Consider the following 10,995-nt stretch of genomic DNA (forward strand, 5'->3'; position numbering starts at 1 on the left):
CATCAACCACCTCCGAGATCGCACTCGAAAGCAGCCTGGCCCGCACCCGCCTAAAGATCAATTACGCGAACAACGATCTTGGACGCGGCACTAGCTGTACTGACCGCAGCGATCGCCTCTAACCCGTGATGAACCCGGCCATGCAAGGGCGATCGCAGCCGCACAGGGTCATTGGGAGAACACAGCCGCCACGAGTACGACAGCGAAGAGAAACACCAATGCGGCTCTAAGAGCCCACCAATGCAGTCCCGCTACGCTCGCGCGACCGGTGGCCTCGGGCGCGGGCCCGGGCACAGCCGGATACGCGGGCGGCGACAGCGCCTGGTTCGGTGCCGGGTACATGGCCGGGCCGAGTCCACGGGCGTGGAATGCCGGTGCCGGTTGCCTGCCCAACGCCGGATGCTGCTGGGCGGAGAGGGCACGCAGAGCTTCGGCGGCGGTGGCGGCATCGCTGGGCCGCCCGTCGGGGTGTTTGGCCAGCAGAGCCAGAACCAAGGTGTCGAGCAGGTCGGGGATGTGCGGGCGCACCGATCGCGGCGGGGATGGGGGCTGATTCAGGTGCTGGAACAAGACCGAGCCGACACCCGAGCTGGTGTCCACCCAGACAGTCCCGGCCAGCATCTCGTACAACACACACCCGAAGGCGTACAGGTCGGTGCGCTGATCGAGGGGTCGGGCCTGGATCTGCTCGGGTGCCATGTACAGCGGCGTCCCCGCCACCGACCCAGTCGCGGTGATCTTGGTGGCGCCGGCCAGCCGAGCGATCCCGAAATCACAGATCTTGATCCGCCCACCCTCGACCACGAACAGGTTGGCCGGCTTGATGTCCCGGTGCACCACCCCCCGCCCGTGCGCCACGGACAACGCGTCAAGGATCTGCACCGCCCAATCGGTCACCTGCGCGACCGGCAGCCCGCCGCTGGGCTGCGTGGCCAAAACGGTGGCCAAGTCACGGCCCTGCATCAGTTCCATCACCAGGAACAACAACCGCTGCCCCGCGTGTTGACCGCTGTCTTGGTCGTGGTGCTCGTCGATGTCGAACACCGTAGTGATCCCCGGATGATTCAACGTCGCGGCGACCTCGGCCTCCCGCCGGAACCGCGCCACCGCAGACGCGTCGGCCGCAGCCGTCAGCGGCAGCATCTTCACCGCGACCGACCGGCCCAACCGCAGATCAACGCCCCGCCAAACCTCACCCATGCCACCACGGCCCAGCAGCGCCTCCAATCGGTACCGGCCCCCCAGCTCCAGACCAGCCCGCATTGGCCCTCCTCGAAACCCGGAGCCACCACACCAGCTCCAAAAAGACACAATTATCTGCGAGACAGCATAGGACGGAACATCCAGCAGGCAGAACCCACGAAACACGCCGGAGCGCGGACCCTGATCTCACGCCTTGCCGGCCACCCGACCACGGCGACGGTCTACCGCCACGAGCTACGCCTGGTCATCACCGAGGGAGCCGAGATCATCGGCAAGGCGTTCGGGCCGAAGACAGCCTAGCCAGAGGCGATAGGCGGCCTTTTAGGTGGCCGAGCATGGACAGAGGCCCTGTACCGTCGCGGTACAGGGCCTCTGAGCTGGTCGGGGTGGCGGGATTTGAACCCACGACCTCTTCGTCCCGAATAAGGTACGACAAGATCGCTGACATGGTCGTCACGAAAGGTCCGCAGGTCAGAGCGTCGGGATCCGTTGTTCTGTGGAAGCGTGGGGCACTGACTATTTCAAGATCTTCTCCAGGTTCTCTCCAGAGACATGTCGAACTCCTCGGAGTCGCGCTGACCGCCCGGCATGGCCCCCCTGATGGTGGTCGCTGAGTGTCGATTGTGGCCTCGCGGACGTCATCGGCTCGTCAGGGGAAGCACTGCTGTCCCAGCGGGCGGCCTCCGTAGGCGCGTGCTGACTGGTGGAACAATGCGGGCATGGGCTTCCTGAGCGACTATTTCTCGGCCCCGTCCGATGAGGCGGCGGCCCGCGCGGTCGGGATCGACGTCGACCTGCGCGAGCCGCCGTATGACGTGCTTCAGATGAAGAACCTCATCCCGGACTACCACCTGGTGCCGGTGGAGGCATTCCTCACCGGCCGCAGCGCCGAGGCCGTGAAGGAGAACCTGCGGAACGGCCACCTGCTGGCCCAGGTCGAAGACCATCAGGTCGTGGTCGTCACGCTGTCGGACGAGCTCACCGCCAGCCTCGCGTCCGCGAGCAGCGAGCGGCTTGCCGCCGCGGCCGAGTCATGGTCCGGCTTTGAGGACTTCCAGGGCACGAACACGTCGGGCCTTCTCGGGTTCCTCGTCGATCTCGCCGACCTTGCCCGCAGGGCCACGGCCAGGAACGAGAGGCTGTACTGCTATCTCTGCGTCTAGCTGAAGCCACCGTTGCTCATCAGGAGCTGCCCGTTGATCCATCCGCCTGTGGGAGAGCAGAGGAACTCCACCAAGTGCGCGGCATCCTGCGTGGTGCCGAGGCGTCCCAGCGGGTCTGGAATCCCCTGTTGAGGAGGACCACCATGCACACAGTACCCAGATTGCTAGCCGGTGATCCGCTGGCAGTACTCGGCGAGGGCCTCCAGGATGTCGTCGGCGGTCTTGGCCCAGATGAAGGGCCTGGGGTTCTTGTTCCACTCGTTGATCCACCTGCGGATGTCGGCTTCCAACATCGCCGAAGGAACCCGCTGGGCCCGCGACGCCTTCACCAACGCCACCACCGCACTCCGTCTCACCTCCTGAGAATGCGATCAGCCCTGTCGGCAGAGCGAGTCTCGATGTAGATGTATTTCAAGCCCATCCGGCCGTGTCGCGCCGCCAACGTCCATGGTCAGTACCCCTGGGCCCGTCCCATTGGACGTGAGGCGGTCCGGTTGATCACGAGATCGGGCGGTTCGCCGGGTGCCGCATCGAGTGACGCAAAAGCGGCCCCCTTGCGGAAAAGGGGCCGCTGGTTTAGCTGCGCTCACCACGGCAGCGAGCTGGTCGTCAGCCCCGGTAGCGCGCGACGTACGTGACGACGGCCGCGCTGCCGACGGCGAGGCCGATGGCCACGGCGATGACCGCGTTGGCGTGGGCGGCGGAGGCCACGGCCGCCGCGGCGAAGCCCGCGACAGGAACGGCGACCTTCATGGCGACGTCCTTCACGTGAACCCGCTTGGCATGGGCCGCGAGCACTTCCTTGTGCGACCGATCCAACATCCGCGACCCGCGGAAGCGCCGCATGCGGCTGTAGCGGACCACGTTGATGCCGTTGGCGTGGGCCTCGATCAATTCCGCGTGCGAGTAGCGCACCCGCAGGCGGCCGTAGTCGAACACGTTGATGCCCTTGGCGTGGGCCTCGAACACTTCCTCGCGCGACGCGAACTCCCGCGCGGAGCCGTAGACTTCCACGTAGATGCCCTTGGTGTCGGCCTCGTCAAGTTCCGCTCGAGTCAACTCGTTCATGGTGGTCATCGGGTTCTCCCGTCTGGTCTGGGGACTGGCTGGCGGGTCCTTTGACCGCCCAGCTAGTAACACCGTCCGCGCGCGAGACACCAGCGCAACTTCAAACCGAAGTGGTCGCACGACGGTGAGCACCGCTCACGAGGCGCACTCCCCGCGCGAGATGCGAAAAGGCCCTCCGTGGTTCGGTCATACGGCCCGGTCCACGTACATCCGGCGGCCGAGTACGGCCTGCCCGCGCCGGCGACTCATGGACGGGCTGACCGCGCGCTGGGAAGAGGCCCTGGATGCGCGTCGGGCGCTGAGCCCGCGATCGCCTGTGGCTGTGCTGGACGCGTTGCTGGGGGCACCTCAGTAGGGCGCGCCACCGCCCGGATCCCCAAGATCTTCTCCAGAATTTCTCCAGAGACGGACCGGAAACGACTCAGACCCGATCTTCCGATTAGGAAGACCGGGCCTGACCTGCTCTTTTACAGTCGGGGTGGCGGGATTTGAACCCACGACCTCTTCGTCCCGAACGAAGCGCGCTGCCAAGCTGCGCTACACCCCGGTGGTCACAGGTCGTCTTCAACGCCTGCGCCTCGACGAGTCTAGCGGACATTCGACCGTGCTCGCGCCAAAGTATCCCCGGCGACCGTCTCGAAGACGCCCGTACGAGCCGGCCCTCGAATCGGCTCGTACGGGATCGATGGAGGTCAGGCGGTGACGGCGTCGATCGCGGGGGTGCGGATGGTCCGCCGGGCGGTGCCGATGCTCGCGGTGAAGGTCAGGACCACGGCGAGGGTGACCATTCCCAGGAAGATGCCGATGCCGGAGTTCGGGAGGAGGGCGTCGGCGCGGGCGCTGCTGTACGCGATGCTGGTGAAGAGGGAGGCGATCGCGCCGAACAGGACGCCTGTCGCGGTCAGCACGGTGCTCTCGAGCGCGACCATGCGCAGGACCTGCACGGGCGTCGCGCCGGCCAGCCGCTGTTGCGCGAATTCGCGGCGGCGGTGGGTCGTCGCGGCGACGAGGGTGTTGATCAGCATGATGGCCGCGAACAGCGCGATCATCGCGATGACGACGAGGTTGAGGGTCTCGATGTTCTTCTGATCGGCGGTCTTGGCGACGCCCGCGGTGGCGGTCACGGCGTTCTCGGTGCTCTGCATGCAGAGGGTGCCGACGCTGATGCCGGTGAACAGGATGATCGGCATCAGTGCGGTCGCCATTTGGTTACTGCGCCGGCGGAGGTTCTGTACGGCCAGGTGGCCGCTCGCTCCGCCCAGGCGTTCCAGCGGTACGGCCGCGATCGCGATGACCTTCCGGATCAGTGCCGGTCCGAGCAGCGCGAATCCGATGGCGGCGAAGCCGTCGGCCGAGCCGGCCGTCGACATCGCGTCCGTGGCCTTGCCGCGCATCACGGTGACGGTCAGTACGGCGAGGTACACGCCGAGGGCGAGGAAGACGCATGCCGCGACGAGCCGCTTCTTGGTCATCCGGCCGGGTTCGGTCGTGGCCTCGGTCATGGCCTCCGCCGCCCGTACACGGGTGGCACGCCGGGCGGCCAGCATCGCGGCGGCGGTCGCGGCGACGAACGTGATGCCGAGCCCCATGCTGAGGGCGATCGGCCCGAAGACGTACTCGACGTTCGGTGCGATCTGGTGGGTGTGGACGAGCATGGCGAACAGCCCGTGGCCGGCCAGGAGCGCGAGAGGTATGGCCGATGCGGCCGCGATGACGGCGATGACGGCCGCCTCACCGACGATCATCCGGCGGATCTGGGCGGGTGTCGCGCCGATGCTCTTCAGCAATGCGAGTTCGGTGCCGCGCTGGCGCACCGACAGGGTCAGGGTGGAGGCGACGGCGAAGATCACGATGAGGAGGCCCCAGCCGCCGACGACGTTCGCCATTGTGACCAAGGTCTCCCGGTTCGCCGACGGCACTCCCTTGCCCAGGGAGGTGTCGAGGAGGGAGGCGAAGGCCATGAGGATCGTCGCGCCGAGGAAGATCGCCAGGAAGGTCGCCGTGAACGCGCCGGTGCGTCGCCGCAACGATCGGAGAGCGAGAGCGAACATGGTCACACCGCCGCCATCGCGTGCCGCTCGGCAACGGAGTCACCGAGATGTGTCATGCGCTCGGCCACCGCCTCGGCCGTGGGGTGCGTCATCCGTCCGACGATCCGGCCGTCGGCCAGGAACAGCACCGCGTCGGCATAGGAGGCCGCGACCGGGTCGTGGGTCACCATTACCACCGTCTGCCCGAACGCGCGTACGGCCTCCTGGAGGAGGGCGAGGACCTCGCGCGCGCTTCGGGTGTCCAGGGCCCCGGTCGGCTCGTCGGCGAAGATCACACTCGGCCGGGAGACCAGGGTCCGGGCGATCGCGACGCGCTGCTGCTGACCGCCTGACAACTCCGCCGGCAGGTGGTCGAGCCGGCCGCTCAGTCCGACCCGCTGGAGGATCGTCTCGCAGTACGAGCGGTCCACCTTCCGCCGGGCCAACCGCATCGGGAGCATGACGTTTTGTAGGACGGTCAGCGTCGGCAGCAGGTTGAAGTGCTGGAAGATGAACCCGACGTGCTGCCTGCGGAACTTCGTCAGGGCCGTCTCATCGTCTCCGGTCATCTCGGCCCCGGCCACGAGGACCTGTCCTCGCGTCGGCCGGTCGAGGCCCGCGGCGCACTGCAACAGCGTGCTCTTGCCCGAGCCCGACGGCCCCATCACCGCCGTGAACGTTCCGGACGGCAGCGTCAGCGACACGTTGTCGAGCGCGGTGACCTGGGTGCTCGCCTCACCGTACGTCTTGCTGACCGCGAAGAGCCGCAGGGCCTCGGCCGTCCGGTGCTGTGCGGTGCCTCCGCGCCGCGTTCCTGCCATCGTCTACCTCCCGGTGGGCGCCCCGTGCGCCGTACGTGGAAGACGCTATGGGCGGCCGAAGGCCGGGACGATCGGCGTAACACGCCGATCGGGGGTGGAGGTAGTGACACCCTCACCGGGCCGCGGGAATCACCCTTAGGACAGTCCTGAACGTAGGGCCTCGCCCGAGCGCCAAGTAATGGCCGGATCGCATGTACTTGCCATCTCGACAGTAGTTGCTATCGTTCAACGATGGACGATGACACGACAGCACGGATCGCGCTCGACACCGCCGTCGCCACTCGCCACGCCAGCGCGGCCCACCAGATCCCTGCCTGGTTTGTGGTCGCCTTCGTCACCACCTGCCCGGCCGGATTCCTCTTGCTCGGGACCTCGGCTCTATCCGGCAACAGCGTCAGCAGAGTCGTGTTCGGGGCGTGCGGCCTGGTGCTGCTGATGGTCTACCTCGCGCTGTGGGGCCTGCTCATGGTGCGCTGGCGACGCGTCGGCGTCATCCCCCACCCGGCAGGGAATGCCAGCGCGGCACAGCGCCGGAGGTTGTTGTTGCTGACGGTGGCGGGCGTCATCGTCTACGCCGCGATCTGGGCCGTCACCGGTCGTGTCGGCTGGGCGATCATCTACTTCGGCGCGGTGATCGGCCTCACGAGCGGCTACCAGTTCGCCCGTCGGCGGTTTCGATGAACGCCGCGCCAGACCATTCCGCGCCAGGATCGGCTGGCCTCGACGAGGCATTCACCACCATGCCCAAACTCAAACTGGCCGCGTTCCTTGCCGGATGCGCCGAAGCCGAATTCGGTGCCGTCGCCGACGCCTGCGACATCAGCCCATCGACCCTGTCCAAGGCCGCCACCGCTCTGCAAGAGGCTGGCTACCTGCGCATCCGCAAAGGACACGTCGGCCGCCGCCCCCGCACGTGGCTATCGCTGACCGCCAAAGGCCGATCCGCCTTCGACAGCCACCTGGCCGCGCTAGCCCACCTCACCGAACAGGGACGCGCCCACCAGATCTGACAGGAACAGATCCGCCTTCAGGTGACCGCGGGGATCGGTCAGCGGTGTTCCCATGACTGCGGGAATGATCAATCGTTTTGGACCGAGGGGAATTGATGGGCGATCGTGTCTGGCGTGCGGCGATCGTGGTTGCCGCGGTGTCGTGGCTTGGGTCGGGCGTGTTGCGGTGGGAGCTGCCAGGGGCGGTCGGCGGCTCGATTCTGGCCGTTGTCAGTGTCTTTTTCGTCGGGGCCCGGATCCGGAAGTCGTCTCGAAGGCGCATTCAAAGTCGGCGCTTCGTTGCGACCGGTGGCGAGGCTGACGGACTTGCACAAACGCTGGTCACTAACGCCGGGGTCTGGGGAGCATCGGTGGTCGTTGCCCGCGCGGTCGGTGAAGGCAGGACGCAGCTGGGGGCTGCCGGCAGGAGCGGCCGACCGGACCTGCCTGTCAGTGGTTCGACCAGGTTCGAGATCGCGTCGCTGACGAAACTCTTCACTGGCCTGTTGCTGGCGGATCTGGTCGTACGAGGGGAAGTCGAGTTGGACGCCCCCGTCAGCCGCTATCTGCCCGGGTATGTCAACGATCCCGGTGGCCAGGTCACGCTCTCCTCGCTGGCCACGCACACCTCGGGGCTGCCACGTCTGCCCCGGTCGCCGCGGTGGCTGCTGTATGGCTCGGTCGACCCGTATCGTGGCCTGGACCGCGCCTGGTTGGCCAAAGCAACCCACCGGGTCGCTCTCGGCGAGCCCGGTGTCCGCCTGTACTCCAACCTCGGCTACATGCTGCTTGGTGAGGCCCTGGCCGAGGCGGCAGACGGGACCTGGCCAGAGCTGGTAGAGCAGCGGATCTGTGCCGTGCTCGGCATGACCTCTACCTCAATGGTCCGTGACGAGCACACCGCTCGCGGTCACGACCACATTGACCTGCCCACGTCGTACTGGAACATGACCGGCCTGCCGGGGGCTGGAGCCCTCTACTCCAACGCAGAGGACCTGGCGCGCTTCCTGAGCGCGCAACTGGCCCCTGACACGACGCCATTGGGCGAGGCGATCCGCCTGTCGAGAAGACCACATGCTCGGGGCTCCGGGCTTGGCTGGATACTCGCTGATGACGGCGTCGCCTGGCATAACGGAGGGACCGGTGGCTTCGGAGCGTTCATCGCGATCCGACAGGGCCACGCCGGGATTGCCGCCCTCACCAACACCGAGCACGAAGACAGACTGGACCACATCATGGTCGGTCATCTGCGCGCGCTCTGCCTGGCCGCCGATGCCTCTGGTGAGCGCAAGAAGACATCTGGGTGATCGGGTTCTCTTCCGGTGCTTCGCCGTTCACGAGGCGGTCGGTGCGCCGTCGGATCTCTTTGTTCAGCCGTTACTTTCCCTAACGGCGAATGACGCGCCTGCCGTGCCCAACAGATCGAGCACGGCAGCGCGTCACGTGTTCACCCCGCGTACTCGTCGTCGGTCACCTGCTCATGCCACTCGGTTAGGCCGTCAGTGACGGCGATGTGGGTCATGAACGTGCCTGGGGCCGCGCCGTGCCAGTGCTCCTCCCCAGGCTGGCAGATGACCGTGTCGCCGGCCTTGATCTCCTGTCGTTCCCCACCGCGGGTTTGGACCAGCCCCACGCCCTCGGTGATGTGCAACACCTGACCGGCGGGGTGACGGTGCCAGGCGCTGCGGGCGCCGGGTGTGAACAGCACGTTGCGCACTTCCGTGTTTCGTGTCGCGCCGATTCGCGGCCACAGCCAGACGTCTCCGGAGAACCTGTCCTCCGGCCCCTTAATGGCGTCGCCGGGATTTCGGTTAATCTCCATGATGATGGTGTTTCCTAATCAGTTCTGGGAGTTGCCATCCGGCCGACTCCTCGTCGGTAGCCGCCGACAGGTGAGCACTTTGGTCTTGTCCGGGTGCAGGCTGAGCCCGACCCGGCGCATCCGCCGGCCGTGCGCGGGCTGACGCTCCTCGGCCCCGACCGTACGGCGTGGGCGACGAGGCCGGAGGGCTGACCCGCGCCAGGGTCGAACGGACGCGAACAGCGTCGGCAACTACGCCTCTGGAGGGCTGACGCACCCGCCCGCGTTAGGCGGACGGGACCAGCGTCGGCAACGACGTCTCCGGCGGGCTGACGCACCCGCCCGCGTCAGGTGGACGGGACCAGCGTCAGCAGGGAGGCCTCTGGCGGGCAGCAGAAGCGCACCGGAGCCCACGGGGAGGTGCCGAGGCCCGCGGAGACGTGCAGCCAGGCGGGGCCGTGCCGGTGGAGGCCCTTGACGCGGGCGCGGTCGATGCCGCAGTTGGTGACCAGGGCGCCGAACATCGGCACGCAGAGCTGGCCGCCGTGCGTGTGGCCGGCCAGCAGGAGCTGGTAGCCGTCACTGGCGAACCGGTCGAGGTTGCGCGGCTCGGGCGAGTGCATGACGCCGATGCGGAGCGGGCCCTGGGCCGGGCCGGCGATCTCGTCGTAGCGGTCCTTGCCGATGTGAGAGTCGTTGATGCCGCCGAACCAGATCTCGGTGCCGCCGGCCTTGAGCGTGCCGGTGGCGTTGTTGAGGTCGAGCCAGCCCGCGGCGGTCATCGCGGCGCCGAGCTCGCGGTACGGCAGGTCGGGCACGGTGCGCTTGTTGTAGTCGGTCCGGCTGGTGCGCCAGAGGTAGCGCGCGGGGTTCTTCGGGACCGGGGAGTACATGTCGTTCGAGCCGTACACGAACACGCCGGGGCGGTCCAGCAGCGGCCCGAGCAGGTCGAGGAACGGGCCGATGGCGTCGGGGTGCGAGATCGAGTCGCCGGTGTTGACGACGAGGTCGGGCTCGAGGGCGTCGAGCGCGCTGACCCATTTGATCATCCGGCGGCGACCCGGGGTCAGGTGCGTGTCGGAGATGTGCAGGATCTTGATCGGCCGCCGGCCGGGGGCGAGCACCGGCACGTCGTAGCGGCGTAGCCGGAACCAGTTGCGCTCGATCAGTGAGGCGTAACCGACTCCGGCGATGCCGGTGCCGACGACGCCCAGGGGGACCCCGTATCTCTTTCGCACGCTTCCATCGTGCCAGAACCGCGCCCCGATTATTGCCGGGCGCCGAAGCCCGTGAGCAGGGCAAGATTGTTCTCATGTTGAAGGAGAAGCTGCGGGCCGACCTTTCGGCCGCGATGAAGGCACGCGATGAGGTGCGCACCCGTACGCTCCGCATGGCGCTGACGGCCGTCACCAACGAGGAGGTCGCGGGCAAGCAGGCGCGCGAGCTCTCCGACGACGAGGTCGTCAAGGTGCTGCAGCGGGAGTCCAAGAAGCGCCGTGAGGCGGCGGAGGCGTTCGCCGACGCGGGCCGTACGGAGCAGGCGGAGGCGGAGCGGGCCGAGGGTGTCGTCCTGGACGACTACCTCCCGACCCAGCTGTCCGATGAGGAACTCGCCGAGCTCGTCCGTACGGCGATCGCCGAGACGGGCGCGGAGGGGCCCCGCGCCATGGGCCAGGTGATGAAGGCCGTGACGCCGAAGGTCGCCGGCCGCGCCGACGGCAAGCGGGTGTCGGGAGAGGTCAAGCGCCAGCTCGCCGGCTGACGGACCAAAAGAGAAGGTCCCGTGGGGGGGCGGGGCCGCGCCCCGGGCCCCGGCCGGTTTGGGGGCTTTGCGCGCGGGGAACGGCCGCCCCGGCGGGGGTTGGGGGGCTTGTTGGGCCCCGCCGGGGCGGGGGCCGCGGTGGCGGTGGGGGCCAACAA

The 10,995-nt window shown here is 67.7% G+C and carries 11 protein-coding genes, 1 tRNA gene and 2 pseudogenes; 5 read left to right on the forward strand and 9 right to left on the reverse strand.

Annotated features, from left to right (window positions below):
* Nucleotides 1–168: 168 nt before the first annotated feature.
* Nucleotides 169–1,263, reverse strand: coding sequence for a serine/threonine-protein kinase (locus AB0I04_RS54375; RefSeq protein ID WP_360904679.1), 1,095 nt, complete (start codon nucleotides 1,261–1,263; stop codon nucleotides 169–171).
* 659 nt (nucleotides 1,264–1,922) lie between these two features.
* On the opposite strand from AB0I04_RS54375, the gene AB0I04_RS54380 reads away from it, so the two are divergent.
* Nucleotides 1,923–2,366, forward strand: a complete 444-nt coding sequence (locus tag AB0I04_RS54380) for a hypothetical protein (protein ID WP_360904682.1) — start codon at nucleotides 1,923–1,925, stop codon at nucleotides 2,364–2,366.
* On the opposite strand, the pseudogene AB0I04_RS54385 reads toward AB0I04_RS54380, so the two are convergent.
* From AB0I04_RS54385 to AB0I04_RS54410, 6 genes and pseudogenes are all read right to left on the reverse strand, one after another.
* Nucleotides 2,363–2,479, reverse strand: a pseudogene (locus AB0I04_RS54385) (SDR family oxidoreductase); the annotation flags it as partial. The gene AB0I04_RS54380 and the pseudogene AB0I04_RS54385 sit on opposite strands and share 4 nt — an antisense overlap.
* Before the next feature lie 51 nt (nucleotides 2,480–2,530).
* A pseudogene (locus AB0I04_RS54390) lies at nucleotides 2,531–2,656 on the reverse strand (IS630 family transposase); the annotation flags it as partial.
* A gap of 319 nt (nucleotides 2,657–2,975) precedes the next feature.
* Entirely contained in the window at nucleotides 2,976–3,443 is a 468-nt protein-coding gene (locus AB0I04_RS54395; protein WP_360904685.1) for a hypothetical protein, read from the reverse strand.
* Between the two features lie 464 nt (nucleotides 3,444–3,907).
* A tRNA-Pro gene (locus AB0I04_RS54400) sits at nucleotides 3,908–3,981 on the reverse strand.
* 145 nt (nucleotides 3,982–4,126) lie between these two features.
* Nucleotides 4,127–5,485, reverse strand: a complete 1,359-nt coding sequence (locus AB0I04_RS54405; protein ID WP_360904688.1) for an FtsX-like permease family protein — start codon at nucleotides 5,483–5,485, stop codon at nucleotides 4,127–4,129.
* A 2-nt stretch (nucleotides 5,486–5,487) separates the two neighbouring features.
* On the reverse strand, nucleotides 5,488–6,285 hold the full coding sequence (locus AB0I04_RS54410) for an ABC transporter ATP-binding protein (RefSeq protein ID WP_360904691.1): 798 nt from the start codon (nucleotides 6,283–6,285) through the stop codon (nucleotides 5,488–5,490).
* 231 nt (nucleotides 6,286–6,516) lie between these two features.
* Here AB0I04_RS54410 and AB0I04_RS54415 point away from each other — a divergent pair, with 231 nt between their 5' ends.
* The 3 genes from AB0I04_RS54415 to AB0I04_RS54425 all read left to right on the forward strand — a co-directional run bounded on the left by AB0I04_RS54415 (nucleotide 6,517) and on the right by AB0I04_RS54425 (nucleotide 8,581).
* On the forward strand, nucleotides 6,517–6,966 hold the full coding sequence (locus tag AB0I04_RS54415) for a hypothetical protein (protein WP_360904694.1): 450 nt from the start codon (nucleotides 6,517–6,519) through the stop codon (nucleotides 6,964–6,966).
* Nucleotides 6,963–7,295 carry a transcriptional regulator gene (locus AB0I04_RS54420; protein WP_360904697.1) on the forward strand — a complete coding sequence of 111 codons (333 nt, stop codon included), beginning with the start codon at nucleotides 6,963–6,965 and terminating at the stop codon, nucleotides 7,293–7,295. Before AB0I04_RS54415 ends, AB0I04_RS54420 begins: the two co-directional genes overlap by 4 nt.
* 95 nt (nucleotides 7,296–7,390) lie before the next feature.
* Nucleotides 7,391–8,581: a serine hydrolase domain-containing protein gene (locus AB0I04_RS54425; protein ID WP_360904700.1), complete on the forward strand. Its 1,191-nt coding sequence runs from the start codon at nucleotides 7,391–7,393 to the stop codon at nucleotides 8,579–8,581.
* Between the two features lie 140 nt (nucleotides 8,582–8,721).
* Here AB0I04_RS54425 and AB0I04_RS54430 read toward each other — a convergent pair whose 3' ends face one another.
* Nucleotides 8,722–9,096, reverse strand: a complete 375-nt coding sequence (locus tag AB0I04_RS54430) for a cupin domain-containing protein (protein ID WP_360904703.1) — start codon at nucleotides 9,094–9,096, stop codon at nucleotides 8,722–8,724.
* A 326-nt stretch (nucleotides 9,097–9,422) separates the two neighbouring features.
* Nucleotides 9,423–10,313, reverse strand: a complete 891-nt coding sequence (locus tag AB0I04_RS54435) for a metallophosphoesterase (RefSeq protein WP_360904706.1) — start codon at nucleotides 10,311–10,313, stop codon at nucleotides 9,423–9,425.
* Between the two features lie 74 nt (nucleotides 10,314–10,387).
* On the opposite strand from AB0I04_RS54435, the gene AB0I04_RS54440 reads away from it, so the two are divergent.
* Nucleotides 10,388–10,837 (forward strand): GatB/YqeY domain-containing protein, encoded by a 450-nt coding sequence (locus AB0I04_RS54440; protein WP_360904709.1) that lies wholly within the window; start codon nucleotides 10,388–10,390, stop codon nucleotides 10,835–10,837.
* Nucleotides 10,838–10,995 lie beyond the last annotated feature (158 nt).

It is taken from the genome of Actinoallomurus sp. NPDC050550, assembly GCF_040655075.1.
GTDB lineage: Bacteria > Actinomycetota > Actinomycetes > Streptosporangiales > Streptosporangiaceae > Actinoallomurus.